At 55.5% G+C, this 13,290-nt stretch carries 11 protein-coding genes; all 11 read left to right on the top strand.

Annotation, left to right across the window (positions count from 1 at the left end; genetic code table 11):
* Window positions 1-141: 141 nt before the first annotated feature.
* The 11 genes from ACFSOY_RS13960 to ACFSOY_RS13910 all read left to right on the top strand — a co-directional run bounded on the left by ACFSOY_RS13960 (window position 142) and on the right by ACFSOY_RS13910 (window position 13,272).
* On the top strand, window positions 142-789 hold the full coding sequence (locus ACFSOY_RS13960) for a helix-turn-helix transcriptional regulator (RefSeq protein ID WP_386047648.1): 648 nt from the start codon (window positions 142-144) through the stop codon (window positions 787-789).
* A gap of 11 nt (window positions 790-800) precedes the next feature.
* Window positions 801-1,610 (top strand): pyruvate, water dikinase regulatory protein, encoded by an 810-nt coding sequence (locus ACFSOY_RS13955; protein ID WP_386047585.1) that lies wholly within the window; start codon window positions 801-803, stop codon window positions 1,608-1,610.
* The gene (locus ACFSOY_RS13950) at window positions 1,610-3,046 is read left to right on the top strand and encodes a pyruvate, phosphate dikinase (RefSeq protein WP_386047583.1); all 1,437 of its coding nucleotides are present in this window, start codon (window positions 1,610-1,612) and stop codon (window positions 3,044-3,046) included. Before ACFSOY_RS13955 ends, ACFSOY_RS13950 begins: the two co-directional genes overlap by 1 nt.
* Before the next feature lie 431 nt (window positions 3,047-3,477).
* Window positions 3,478-5,346, top strand: coding sequence for a DNA primase (dnaG, locus tag ACFSOY_RS13945; RefSeq protein WP_386047581.1), 1,869 nt, complete (start codon window positions 3,478-3,480; stop codon window positions 5,344-5,346).
* A 38-nt stretch (window positions 5,347-5,384) separates the two neighbouring features.
* Window positions 5,385-6,536: an RNA polymerase sigma factor RpoD gene (gene rpoD / locus ACFSOY_RS13940; RefSeq protein ID WP_386047579.1), complete on the top strand. Its 1,152-nt coding sequence runs from the start codon at window positions 5,385-5,387 to the stop codon at window positions 6,534-6,536.
* Between the two features lie 81 nt (window positions 6,537-6,617).
* Window positions 6,618-7,487: a hypothetical protein gene (locus ACFSOY_RS13935; RefSeq protein ID WP_386047577.1), complete on the top strand. Its 870-nt coding sequence runs from the start codon at window positions 6,618-6,620 to the stop codon at window positions 7,485-7,487.
* A 98-nt stretch (window positions 7,488-7,585) separates the two neighbouring features.
* Window positions 7,586-8,725 (top strand): acyl-CoA dehydrogenase, encoded by a 1,140-nt coding sequence (locus tag ACFSOY_RS13930; protein WP_386047575.1) that lies wholly within the window; start codon window positions 7,586-7,588, stop codon window positions 8,723-8,725.
* A gap of 209 nt (window positions 8,726-8,934) precedes the next feature.
* Window positions 8,935-10,575, top strand: coding sequence for an AMP-binding protein (locus ACFSOY_RS13925; protein ID WP_386047574.1), 1,641 nt, complete (start codon window positions 8,935-8,937; stop codon window positions 10,573-10,575).
* 56 nt (window positions 10,576-10,631) lie between these two features.
* Window positions 10,632-11,354: an HAD family hydrolase gene (locus ACFSOY_RS13920; protein ID WP_386047572.1), complete on the top strand. Its 723-nt coding sequence runs from the start codon at window positions 10,632-10,634 to the stop codon at window positions 11,352-11,354.
* Window positions 11,355-11,456: 102 nt separating this feature from the next.
* A complete protein-coding gene (locus ACFSOY_RS13915) occupies window positions 11,457-12,155 on the top strand; it encodes a tRNA (adenine(22)-N(1))-methyltransferase (protein ID WP_386047570.1) in 699 nt (232 codons plus the stop codon).
* A complete protein-coding gene (locus ACFSOY_RS13910) occupies window positions 12,142-13,272 on the top strand; it encodes a Nif3-like dinuclear metal center hexameric protein (RefSeq protein ID WP_386047569.1) in 1,131 nt (376 codons plus the stop codon). Before ACFSOY_RS13915 ends, ACFSOY_RS13910 begins: the two co-directional genes overlap by 14 nt.
* Window positions 13,273-13,290: the final 18 nt, after the last annotated feature.

Raw genomic sequence — 13,290 nt, 5'->3', positions numbered from 1 at the left:
TCGTGGCTGCTTGAAACGTGGCAAAAAATAAAAGACACTGTTTGAGCAGGTGACACGGCGATGGTATACTAATAATATATACTATATGGGCTAATTCAGGATATTGTATGTCACATTTTCATTCGAGCGATAAAAAAGGTGGTGGATACCATCGAACTGACCAAACGCCAAGGACAAATCCTCGAAATCGTAAGGGAAGAGGGTCCGATCACCGGAGAGCACATCGCAGATAAACTCGGGCTGACCAGAGCTACCTTGCGACCTGACCTTGCGATTTTGACGATGGCCGGCTTTTTAGAAGCAAGACCTCGTGTAGGCTATTTTTATGCTGGGAAAAAATCTGGGCAGATTTTTGGAGAGCAACTGCGCAAGCTGAAAGTCAAGCAGTATAAATCGGTGCCCGTCGTGATCAACGATGACGCTTCGGTGTACGATGCGATCGTCACGATGTTCATGGAGGATGTGGGCAGCATCTTCGTCGTGAAGGAAGGCGGCATTCTGTCCGGCGTGATCTCGCGCAAAGATTTATTGAAGGTAGCGATCGGCAACCAAGATACGCACAAAGTGCCAGTATCGCTGACGATGACGCGGATGCCGAACATCGTCACCCTGTCACCAGATGACAGCGTGTACGAGGCGGCGAAGCGCTTGATCGATTATGCGATCGACTCGGTCCCCGTCGTGCGCCCGCTCGATGAGTCGGGCAAGAACCTCGAAGTGGTCGGGCGGTTTACCAAGACGACGATCGCCAAGATCTTCGTCGAGCTTGGTGAGATCAAAGATGTGTAGGAGGGAAGCGGATGACGCCGATCGTATATGTGATTTCTGACTCTGTAGGCGAAACGGCTGAGTTTGTGGTTCGTGCGGCCGCCAGCCAGTTTAACGGCAGCCGTGCGGAGATCAGACGAATTTCCTATGTGGATGATATGGAACCGATTCGGGAGACGGTGCAGGCGGCGAAAGAGGTCGGTGCGCTGATCGCCTATACGCTGGTCATCCCCGAGCTCAAGGAGGGGCTGGTGCGCGAGGCGGCAGCAAACGGTGTCACGGCGGTGGACATCATGGGCCCGATGCTGTCGGCGTTCGAATCGACCTTTCAGGCGGAACCGAAAAACCGCCCTGGCTTGGTGCACAAATTGGATGATGAATATTTTCGGCGGGTGGAAGCGATCGAGTTTGCGGTCAAATATGATGACGGGAAGGACCCGCGCGGCTTGTTGCGCGCCGATGTGATCTTGATCGGGGTTTCGCGAACTTCCAAAACCCCGCTGTCGATGTTCTTGGCGCACAAGCGGTTGAAAGCGGCGAACGTGCCGCTCGTGCCGGAGGTGGAACCGCCGGAGGAGCTGTTCGAAGTGCCGCCACACCGGGTGATCGGGCTGACGATCTCCGTCGCAGAGCTCAATCTGATCCGCACGGAGCGCTTGAAGGCGCTGGGGCTGCGCGAGGAGGCGAACTATGCCGCCTTTGAGCGCATCAAGGCGGAGCTCGAATATGCGGAGCGCATCATGAAAAAGATCGGCTGTCCGGTGATCGACGTGTCGAACAAGGCGGTCGAGGAGACGACGAGCATCATCTTCGATCAGATCAAGCGCGGCGGCCGCAGATAGTGATCGTATTTCTCGATCACGAGGGGGACGTCGAGCGCCGCTCGCTCGGCAACAAAGGAGCGAGGCTGATCGAGATGAAGCGGGCAGGCTTGCGAGTGCCGGATGGGTTCATTCTGACCACCGAAGCTTGTCGGCACTATTTTCAAGCGGGGCGGACGCTGACGTCCGATTTGAAAGAGCGGTTGCTGACTGCGCTCTGCGAGCTGGAGCGGAGGACGGGCAAGCGGCTTGGTGACCCGCAGGCACCGCTCTTGTTGGCGATCCGCTCGGGTGCGCCGGTGTCGATGCCGGGGATGATGGATACCCTTTTGAACGTCGGGCTGCAGGACGAAGTGGTACAAGGACTTGCCGATCGAACGGGCGACTGTGAGTTCGCACTCGACTGCCAGAGCCGCTTTCAGGAGGCGTATGGCGAATTGGTCGCGCCAGAGATCCCCGATGACCCGATCGAGCAACTGCTCCAGGCGGTATCTTCCGTCTTCGCTTCTTGGAATGGCCGCCGGGCGGCGGTCTATCGTCAGGTCAACCGCATTCCAGACGATCTGGGCACAGCTGTCATCGTGCAGGAGATGGTGTTCGGGAACTGGGGAGAGCGTTCGGGGAGCGGCGTGGTCTTTTCGCGCCATCCTGCCAGCGGCGAGCGAGAGCTGTTCGGCGAGGTGATGCTTCGCGCGCAGGGCGAGGCGGTTGTGGCAGGCAAGCGCACGCCGTCCGACATCTCCTGCTTACAACAGCAGCTGCCAGACGTCTATGAAGAGCTTTCGGCAGTGGCAACCCGATTGGAGGAGCACGACAAGGACATGCAGGAGATCGAGTTCACCTTCGAACGGGGGACGCTCTATCTTCTGCAGTCGCGGGTCGGGGAACGCACCGCGCTCGCCGCGGTAAAGATCGCGGTCGATCTGTGCCAAGCGGGCGTGATCGACCGCCAGACAGCCTTGCAGCGGGTCGGATGGGAGTCGCTGCAAAGCTTGTTGCAGCCAGAGCTCGATCCAAACGTGGATGCAGTTCCGCTGGTTGTCGGACTGCCCGTCGTGCCAGGGGCGGTCTGTGGAGAGATCGCTTTGGATCGCGAGCGGGCGATCGAGAGAAGCGCTGGTGGTCATCCTGTGCTGCTGATCAGGAGAGAGACCGACCCGAACGATTATGAGGCGATGCTGCATGCGAACGGCATTCTCACCGCTTTTGGCGGCATGACTTCCCATGCGGCAGTCACAGCCCGACCGCTCGGCAAGCCGTGCATCGTCGGCTGTGCAAACCTGGCGATCGACCTGCTCTCCCGGCAGATCGAGATCGCAGGTCGCACGTTTCGCGAAGGCGAGTGGCTCACGCTCGATGGAACGACCGGGCGTGTGTTCGCCGGCAGGTTGCCGTTGGTTGCGCCTGAGCTCCCCGTAGAGGTTGAGACATTTCGCAGTTGGCGATCGGCGAGATGAACAGAGAGACCCCTTCTTCAGTGCGAAGGGGTCCTTTCATTTTGTGAATTTTTTGTGTCTTGCCGATCAACCTGTGTAATTTGGAAGGATTTTTTGGCAAAAGAAGCGTACATATGTAAGAAATATCATTTTCGCTCTTGACAAATCAATTCGGATGGGTTTTAGACCGGAATATTTTTGCAGGTGGGAGTCTATACTAGGGACGTACTTTGGAGAATGAGAGCACGGATGAGCAGGCGGTGATCTGCTTGTGGTGTCGAAATTTGTCTAATCGTTTTCGCTCCGCAGAAGGAGATCACTCTGCATAAGTAGAATAAATGTCTCTCGAAACACCATTTTGCGCGTTCCGATTTTGTGAAATGGGTACAGAAGGATATTGTAGAATGTTGGCGAATATCTAACGTACTCATAGTCAGTCGAGGGTGATGCATGTGAAGAAGCGTCTGCCGGAGGAGATCATCGAACAGGTTCGACAACAGTTTGATATTGTCGATGTGATCGGTGAATACGTACCTCTGAAGAAGAGCGGTCGCGGTTATATGGGGTGCTGTCCCTTCCACAATGAAAAATCGCCATCGTTTTCCGTATCCCAGGATAAACAGCTCTATCATTGCTTTGGATGCGGGGCGAGCGGCAATCTCTTTTCCTTTGTGATGGATAAGGAAGGGGTCACATTTTTCGAAGCGGTGGAACAGTTGGCCCGACGTGCGAACATCGCGCTGCCTGTCGAAGAGTTGGAAGAGGTGGACTCGCCCGAATACAAGCGGCGCAAAGAGATGTTTCGCGCGCATGACCTCGCAGCGAAATTCTATCACCATATCCTGATGAACACAGAAGCGGGGTTGCCAGGAATCGCGTATCTCGAATCGCGCGGAATCACCAAGACGATGATCGAGACCTTTCAGCTTGGCTACGCGCCCGACGCTTGGGATGTGCTTGCGCGCTTCCTCAAGAAACGTGGATTTGCCGAAGATTTGCTCGTCGAAGCAGGGTTATTGTCGCAAAGCGAGAAATATAAAGGCAGATGCTACGACAAGTTCCGCCATCGTGTGATGTTTCCCATTCACGACGGTCAGGGCCAGGTGATCGGATTTGGCGGTCGAATCCTCAGTAAAGGGGAGCCGAAATACCTCAACTCTCCGGAGACGCCACTGTTTTCGAAAGGGCGCAACCTCTACAACTTGCATCGAGCAAGACCGATGATGCGGCAAGAGGAGAGAGTCATCCTGCTGGAAGGCTATATGGATGTGATCATGGCGTATCAGCACGGCATTTCCAACACGGTTGCCGCACTGGGGACGGCCTTGACCTCTGAGCAAGTTCGACTGTTGCAACGCAACGTCCAAGAGATCGTCATGATGTATGACGGCGATGCGGCCGGTCAGAAGGCAGCCTTGCGATCATCTGAGGTCATCAGAGAGATCGGCGCATCTGTCAAAGCGCGGGTCGCGACCATCCCTGATGGATTGGACCCGGATGAGTTTCTGCGGAAATATGGTAAGGATGCGTTCGTTCGCGTCGTTCTTGACAACTCAAGTTCGATGACAGCGTTTCGCGTGCATTCGCTTCGCAAGGAGTTCAACCTTGGCACACAGACTGGCAAGGAGGACTACATCAAAGAAGTGATTCACAAATTGCTCGTTCACGTCACGAGCCCGATTGAGCTGGAGACACTGCTTCGCGAGCTGAGCGAAGAGTTCGGCTACCCCAAAGAGACGATGGAACAGGAACTTGCGCTCGCCAAGAAAAGCCCTCCTGCTGGGGATAAACCTGACAGGAAGTGGAATACTAATAGAACTAATGCGGCAGAAGTGAGCTTTGTGCGCACAGGAAAGCTGTTGCCAGCTCACATCAACGCAGAGCGGAAACTCCTTACTTATATGTTAATCCAAGAAGGGGTAGCAAGACAAGTTCAATACGAGTTGGCGGATGAATTTTCTGTGGATGAGCACGGTGCGTTGGCCGCACATCTTTACGCCTTTTACGCAGAGCACCAGCAAGCAGATCCTTCCCTGTTTATCAGCGGGATCGAGGATCGCGAACTCTTGCAGTTGGCGACCGCTCTCATGATGGAAGCTGATCTGTTAGATCTGAGACCCGATCGGGTGAATGCGCTGGTTCGCGAATATGTCCATCGCATCAAGGTGTATCACTTGCAAGTGGAAATGAAACGTTATGAGCGGCAGATGATCGATTGTGGAAATCGAGGCGATACAGAAGGAATGCAGGCGGCATACGACGAAATGAATCGTATAAAGTCGAATATTCAATCTCTGGATAACGCGCAAGCCGATATATAAACGTTTGTTAACTACTCCTTAGGGAAGGAGGGGTCGGGATGGTGAAAAAGGTGAAGGACACAGATACTCAACAGATGTCTCTTGAAGAAGTGAAACAGATGCTCGTCGAAATCGGAAAAAAGCGCGGCGTGATCACCTACAGTGAGATCATGGACAAACTTTCCGCTTTTGATCAGGACTCGGATCAGATCGATGAATTTTTTGATCACCTCTCGGAACAAGGGGTCGAGGTGATCAACGAAGCGGATGATGAGCCGGCGTTCGCCGATGACGATGATGATGACGACGATGAAGATGGGCCGAAGGATCTTGATGACGAAGAGGAGTTCGACATCGAAGATCTGAGCGTACCACCGGGCATCAAGATCAACGACCCGGTTCGCATGTATCTGAAAGAGATCGGCCGTGTGCCGCTGCTTTCGGCAGAAGAGGAGATCGAACTGGCGCTCCGCATCGAAAATGGGGATGAAGAGGCGAAGCGCCGCCTAGCGGAAGCCAACTTGCGACTGGTCGTTTCGATCGCGAAACGCTATGTTGGACGCGGCATGCTTTTCCTTGATCTGATTCAAGAGGGGAATATGGGTCTGATCAAGGCTGTTGAGAAATTCGATTATCAAAAAGGGTTTAAATTTTCTACGTATGCAACCTGGTGGATTCGCCAAGCGATCACGCGCGCAATCGCAGATCAGGCCAGAACGATCCGGATTCCAGTTCACATGGTGGAGACGATTAACAAACTGATCCGCATCTCTCGTCAGCTTCTGCAAGAGCTCGGTCGCGAACCTACCGCAGAGGAGATCGCAGCGGAGATGGATATGAGTCCAGACAAAGTCCGTGAGATCTTAAAGATCGCCCAAGAGCCGGTCTCGCTCGAAACGCCGATCGGCGAAGAGGATGATTCGCATCTCGGCGACTTTATCGAAGACCAAGACGCGCTCGCACCGGCAGATGCGGCCGCTTATGAATTGCTAAAAGAGCAACTGGAAGATGTGCTGGATACGCTGACAGAACGTGAAGAGAACGTGCTCCGCCTGCGTTTCGGTCTTGATGATGGCCGTACCCGCACGCTCGAAGAGGTCGGAAAAGTGTTTGGAGTCACCCGCGAACGGATTCGCCAGATCGAGGCGAAAGCGTTGCGCAAACTCCGTCACCCGAGCCGCTCTAAGCGACTCAAAGACTTTCTTGAATAGAGCCGATTCCTTCGAACCCTCGCAGCACTCACTTCTCAATAGGTGAGTGCTTTTTTATGCGATTTTCCGGGAGGCGAACAGATGAATCAAGAACAGAAGAAAATGATGATCCAAGAGATCAAAAAGTGGAAAGAGAGCAAATTGGTACCGACCGAATATTGCGACTTTTTGCTGAACCTATACGCGGAAGGTGAATCCTTTTCGCATGACCAAAGAACGGGGAAGGAATCCTCGTCAAAGTCAACTTGGAGAACCAGCTTGAACAACGGCATCCTCGGAAAAATCCTGCTCGTGATCGTCGGGTTGCTCCTGTTCCTGATCTTTGCTCTTAATTTTACCTTGTTTCCCGAGCCAATGCAAATTGCTGTCCTTCTGCTGGGAACGATTTTTCCGTACATCATGTATTTCCGCTCGCGGAACAAAAGCTTGCTCGCCCGCACCACGTGGCTGTTTGTCGCCGTTTTGATGGTGGCGGGTGTTGGATATTATTACCTCTCGACAGGGCAATTTCTGGGAGAACGAAGCGCGGTGATGGGCACGATGGCGATCGTCTTTCTGCTCTGGGTGATCTCCGGGGGAATAGGTCGCTCGCGGCTGGTGGCGGGCATCGGCACGCTTGGACTGGTTTTGCTGTACGCGACGCTCTTGGAAGATGTGATGAACATCGGGGGCAGTTCGTATGGCGTGCAACATTTTTATTATTTCGTGCCGGCCGTCCTCTCGCTGTTTTTGGCAGCTGTGCTCGGACGATACCGCGTGTACGTGGCGCCCGTCTTTCTGCTGTTCGGGGTGGTCGTCCTGTTTGGGCCAGACCTGCGGACGTTGCTGTTCGGTTTGACGATGGACCTGCTGGTGCAAATCTTCGTCTTCTTAAAGCTGGCCGTGCTGATCACGCTGGGCATCGTCTTTCTCCCCGGTTTGAAGAAGTGGACGGGACAACTGTCGCAATAGGTCGAAAAGTATTGCCGATTTCTTTCTCTGTTGTGTATAATGAACGAAGATGAATGAATGTACACTCATTTTTGTTTCGATAGAGGAGGGCGACCTTGATGAACTTTGATCTGACCCAAGATCAGTTGATGATTCGCAACACCGTTCGCGACTTCGCAGAAGCTGAGATCAAGCCGAACGCAGAACATGTGGACAAGACGGGCGAGTTCCCGTTCGACACCTTTATGAAGATGGGGGAGCTCGGTCTCTTGGGCTTGCCGATTTCAGAAGAGTATGGCGGTGCGGGAGCGGACACGATCTCCTATGCGCTGGCAGTCGAAGAGGTGGGGCGCGCTTGCGGTTCGCACGGTCTGTCCTACGCGGCTGCCGTCTCGCTCGGCTGCAACCCGTTTGATGCATTCGGTACAGAAGAGCAGAAGCAGAAGTGGCTGGTGCCGCTGGCAGAAGGTAAAATTCTCGGCGCATTCGGTCTGACCGAGCCCAACGCTGGTTCTGATGCTTCCGGCACGCAGACGACCGCTGTGCTTGATGGTGACGAATGGGTTGTAAACGGTTCCAAGTGCTTTATCACCAACGTTTCCTATGCGAAAGTATGCGTGGTGACCGCTGTGACCGATCGTTCGCTCGGCTCGAAAGGGATCACGGCGATCATCATTCCGACAGATACCCCAGGGTTTTCCACTGCGACCCCATACGAAAAGCTCGGCTTGAAAGGTTCGAACACGGCGGAGATCATCATGGACAACGTGCGCGTACCGAAAGAGAACGTGCTGGGCGAGGTCAACAGAGGGTTTATGCAGTTCATGAAGACGCTCGACGGCGGCCGTATCTCGATCGGTGCGCTGTCTGTCGGGATCGCACAAGCTGCTTATGAAGCCGCTTTGCAATATGCAAAAGATCGCAAACAGTTCGGCCAATCGATCTCGAAGTTCCAAGCGATTCAGTTCAAGCTGGCAGACATGGCGATGAACATCGAGCTTGCGCGCACCGCTGTACACAAAGCGGCTTGGTTGAAAGATCAAGGTCGTCCGTTCGGCAAAGAGGCGGCGATCGCCAAACTGTTCGCTTCGGAGATCTGCATGCGCGCTTGTGACCAAGCGATCCAAATCCACGGCGGCTATGGGTACATGAAAGAGTATCCGGTAGAGCGCTACTTCCGCGACGCGAAGCTGATGGAGATCGGCGAGGGCACCTCGGAGATCCAACGCATCGTCATCGCGCGTCATATCGGTTGCTAAGTTTAGCGAATTTAGATATAATTTCAAACAGCAATCAAAATATCCATTTGCAAGGATAACTTTGATCGTATAAGGACCAACACCCTTCGACCGACTCGGCCGGAGGGCCTTTTTTTGTTCCCGAAACTGCCAGTTTTATTTGCAGGAATTTTCAGTCTGTAATCAGAATAAATAAAAGATCGATCTGAATAGAGAAGAGGAGACTAGACATGGCAGAGCTTTTAAACACCACAGTGGGACAGCTTCTCGATGATATTGCTGGACGATTTCCGGAGCGCGATGCGGTGGTCTATCGAGACCGCGGATTGCGCTATTCATATTCTGCGTTCAATCAGGTCTGCCAACAGGCGGCCAAAGGGCTGATCAAGCTCGGGGTGCAGCGCGGCGACCATGTGGCCGCTTGGTCGACCAACTATCCAGAATGGCTGATCACCCAGTTTGCGACCGGCAAGATGGGCGCGGTGCTGGTGACGGTCAACACCAACTATCGAACGTCCGAGCTGGAATATCTGCTTCGCCAGTCGGATACGACAACGCTTCTCTTAATGGAAGAGTTTAAGGGGACGAGCTATATCGACATGCTGTATGAGCTGGTACCGGAGCTTCGCGACTGCGAGCCTGGACAGTTGCGGTCGGAGCGATTGCCCTTTCTGAAAAATGTGATCTTCCTCGGAGCGAAAAAGTATCCGGGCATGTACAACTGGTCTGACGTGATCGAGCTTGGCAAGAGCGTCTCCGATCAGGAGCTGCAGGAGCGGCAGGCGACATTGCAGCCAGACGATGTGATCAACATGCAGTACACGTCGGGGACGACCGGCTTTCCCAAAGGGGTGATGCTCACCCATCTGAACATCATCAACAACGGGCGCAACATCGCCGAGTGCATGAACTTGAGCGAGCTCGACCGCATGTGCATTCCGGTGCCGTTCTTTCATTGCTTTGGCTGTGTGCTCGGCACGATGGCCTGCGTGACGGTGGGGGCGGCGATGCTGCCGGTGGTGGAGTTTAATGTCAAGGATGTGTTGGAGACGGTGCAGGCGGAGCGCTGTACGGCGCTGCATGGCGTGCCGACGATGTTTATCGCCGAGCTGAACCACCCTGACTTCGAACAGTATGATCTCAGCTCGCTGCGCACCGGGATCATGGCAGGCTCGCCTTGTCCGATCGAGGTGATGCGGGCGGTGGTCGGCAAGATGGGCGCGAGCGAGATCACGATCACCTATGGGCAGACCGAATCATCGCCGGCGATCACGATGACTCGCACGACCGACCCGCTCGAACTGCGGGTGACCACAGTCGGTCGCGCCTTGCCCAACGTGGAGGTGAAGCTCGTCGTGCCGGGGACGAACGAAGCGGTGGCTTGTGGCGAGCAGGGCGAGGTCTGCACGCGGGGCTATCATGTGATGAAAGGCTACTACAAGAATCCGGATGCTACTCGGGCGGCGATCGACGAAGAGGGGTGGCTGCACACGGGCGACCTCGGCACGATGGATGAGGCGGGCAACCTGCGCGTGACCGGACGGCTGAAAGATATGATCATTCGCGGCGGAGAGAACATCTATCCGCGCGAGGTGGAAGAGTTTTTATATGCGCATCCGAAGGTTTTGGACGTGCAGGTGGTCGGCGTGCCCGACCCGAAGTATGGCGAAGAGGTGGGCGCCTTTGTCATCCTAAAAGAAGGGGAGACCCTGACGGCAGAAGAGCTGCGAGCGTATTGCCTGGATCGGATCTCGCGCTTTAAAATTCCGCGCTATTTTCAGTTTGTGGAAGGGTATCCGATGACCGCGTCGGGGAAGGTGCAGAAGTTCAAGCTTCGCGAGATGGCGCAGGAAGCGTTTTCCGCGATCTAAACGCAGGGGAGGCAGGCGAGAAGAGTCTGCCTCTTTCATTTTGGGGAGGAGCTGTGATGATGAAAGCGATCTTTTTCGATCTGGATGGAACGCTGGGCGGACATGGGATGGGAAGCGGCGCCTATCTGGTCACCGCCTGGCAGGAGCTGCAAGCTCAGTTTGCAGAGCTGTCGTTCGGAACGGCGGCAGACTTTCTGATTTCCTATCGCACGATCAACAACCATTCGTGGGGCGCATGGGTGAAAAAGGAGCTCGATCTGCCCGTCGAGGGTGTGAAAGTGCACATCTGGAACGAGCAGTTACAGAAGTTTGGCCTGTCAAAAGCGCTGGCGGCAGAGCTTGCCGCGCACCATTCTACGCGGATGCTGGCCGCACACCCGGACGATTGGCGCCCAGCGCCCGGCGTGCACGAAGTGTTGCGCTGGGCGAAAGAGCAGGGGATGAAACTGCTCGTCCTGTCGAACGGCGTGGAGGAGGGGCAGGTGGCGAAGCTGAAGGAGAACGGGCTGTTCGACTATTTTGATCACCTCGTCTTTTCGCAGTCGATCGGTCATGCGAAGCCGGAGCCGCTCTATTTTGCGCATGCACTGCAGCTGGCCGCCTGTCGTCCGGAGGATGTGGTGATGATCGGGGACTCCTACACGCACGACATCGAGCCTGCCGATCAGCTTGGCATGCAGCGGATCTGGATTTTTGAAGATGCGCCGATCATCGGGCTGCCCGACGATCGCTCTGTCGCAACGCTTGGCGAAGTACCGCAGCTGTTGGCCACCTTGTAACAGCGCCGCTCCCCAGGCGAGAGATCGGTTGCAAGGGATGAAACGGGATGGATATAATAGGTGGGACTGCGTTTTGACATTTTACATAACGGGTGATCTCATTTGATAAACATTTCGCAACGATTGGCGCGAATCGCGTCGTTCGTACCAGTTGGGGTTCGTGTAGCAGATATTGGAAGCGATCATGCGTACTTGCCGATCTACCTTGTACAGCGGGGGATCGCGGTGCAGGCGATCGCAGGAGAAGTGAACGAAGGGCCGTTTCTCGGTGCGGAGCGCAATGTGCGCTCCCACGGGTTGAAAGAGAGCATCTCGGTGCGCCACGGCAACGGCTTGGCCGTATTGACAGCAGGGGAAGTGGACGCGATCACCGTATCGGGGATGGGCGGAGGAACGATTCGCGAGATTTTGGCGAACGGGATCGACAAGCTGGAAGGTGTCGCTCGGCTGATTCTCTCCCCTCAGGGAGATGGTGACTCGCTGCGCCGATGGCTGATCGAACACGGGTGGCAGATCGTCGATGAGGACATGCTGGAGGAAGATGACAAGATCTATGAGATCGTCGTCGCCGAGCGGGGAGAGATGGTGCTCGCCGATCCGCTGGCGCTCGAATTCGGTCCGCTGTTGCTCCAGCGCAAACATCCGCTGATCTTGGCGCGGGCGGAGTATGAGCTCTCCAAGATCACCTTGGCGCTCAAAGGGCTGGAGAACGCGAGGGGTGAGAGCGGTCAGGCGCGGCGAGACGCTCTGCAACAGCGCCGCAAGCAACTGGAGGAGGTACAGGCACATGTCAGATCATAAGATGGCAACGGTGCGGCAAGTTGTGGCGGCGCTCGAAGAGCTCGCGCCGCTTTCGCTTGCCGAGTCGTGGGACAAAGTCGGTCTGCAGGTGGGCGATCCCGACCGCCCGGTGAAAAAAGTGATGCTCTCGCTCGACAGCAACGATGAAGGGGTGATCGATGAAGCGATCGCCAAAGGGGTGGATCTGATCATCGCGCACCACGCGATGATCTTCAGGCCGGTGCAGACTGTCCGCACCGATACGCCCTACGGACGCAAGCTGCAAAAGCTGCTCAAGCACGACATCGGGGTGTATGTGGCGCACACCAACCTCGACATCGCAGAAGGGGGCATCAACGACATCTTGGCGAGCCGCCTGCATCTGGAACAGGTGGAAGTGCTCAGCCGCGTGCACAACACGCGGTTGAAAAAGCTGGTCGTGTTTGTCCCGAGCACGCATCATGAGCAGGTGTTGAAGGCGCTCGGCGATGCGGGCGCTGGATGGATCGGCAACTACAGCCATTGCGCGTTCAACATGCAGGGAATCGGGACGTTCGTGCCCCAGGCGGGCACCGATCCGTATATCGGCGAGCAAGGCGTGTTGGAAAAGGTGGAAGAGGTGCGGATCGAGACGATCGTCAGCGATGCCAATCAGGGCAAAGTGGTGGCGGCGATGCTGGCCGCCCACCCGTATGAAGAGGTGGCGTATGACATCTATCCGCTGGAGATCATGGGCGAAGAGCTCGGGCATGGCCGCGTCGGCAATCTGGTGCAGGAGATGACGCTGAAGCAGTTTGCCGAATTTGTCAAAGTTCAGTTCGGCGTTCCCGCGGCGCGCGTCGTCGGGCCACACGATCGCATCGTGCGGCGGGTGGCGGTGCTCGGCGGATCGGGAGAGGAGTTCTATCCGGCGGCGCTGAACAAGAAGGCGGACGTGCTGGTGACCGGCGACATTCGCTACCATTACGCACAGGATGCGCTGGCAGATGGCATCTGTCTGGTCGACCCTGGTCACAACACCGAAAAGATCTGTCTGCCCAGCCTACAGGCCTATCTGGAAGCGAAAGTTCGCGAGCGCGAGTATGAGGTGGAAGTGATCCTCTCGGAGACGAACACGGAGCCGTTTACGTTTCTGTAAGCCTCGTCTGAAAATCGG

It is taken from the genome of Tumebacillus lipolyticus (genome assembly GCF_042682745.1).
Classification (GTDB): domain Bacteria; phylum Bacillota; class Bacilli; order Tumebacillales; family Tumebacillaceae; genus Tumebacillus_A; species Tumebacillus_A lipolyticus.
Note: the sequence above shows the minus strand (reverse complement) of the source record. Positions and strands in the feature narration are given on the sequence as shown.

Coding starts and splice junctions, on each gene's coding strand:
- ACFSOY_RS13955 (WP_386047585.1), top strand. CDS start 801: ATGACGCCGATCGTATATGTGATTTCTGACTCTGTAGGCGAAACGGCT.
- rpoD (WP_386047579.1), top strand. CDS start 5,385: ATGGTGAAAAAGGTGAAGGACACAGATACTCAACAGATGTCTCTTGAA.
- ACFSOY_RS13935 (WP_386047577.1), top strand. CDS start 6,618: ATGAATCAAGAACAGAAGAAAATGATGATCCAAGAGATCAAAAAGTGG.
- ACFSOY_RS13930 (WP_386047575.1), top strand. CDS start 7,586: ATGAACTTTGATCTGACCCAAGATCAGTTGATGATTCGCAACACCGTT.
- ACFSOY_RS13925 (WP_386047574.1), top strand. CDS start 8,935: ATGGCAGAGCTTTTAAACACCACAGTGGGACAGCTTCTCGATGATATT.
- ACFSOY_RS13920 (WP_386047572.1), top strand. CDS start 10,632: ATGATGAAAGCGATCTTTTTCGATCTGGATGGAACGCTGGGCGGACAT.
- ACFSOY_RS13910 (WP_386047569.1), top strand. CDS start 12,142: ATGTCAGATCATAAGATGGCAACGGTGCGGCAAGTTGTGGCGGCGCTC.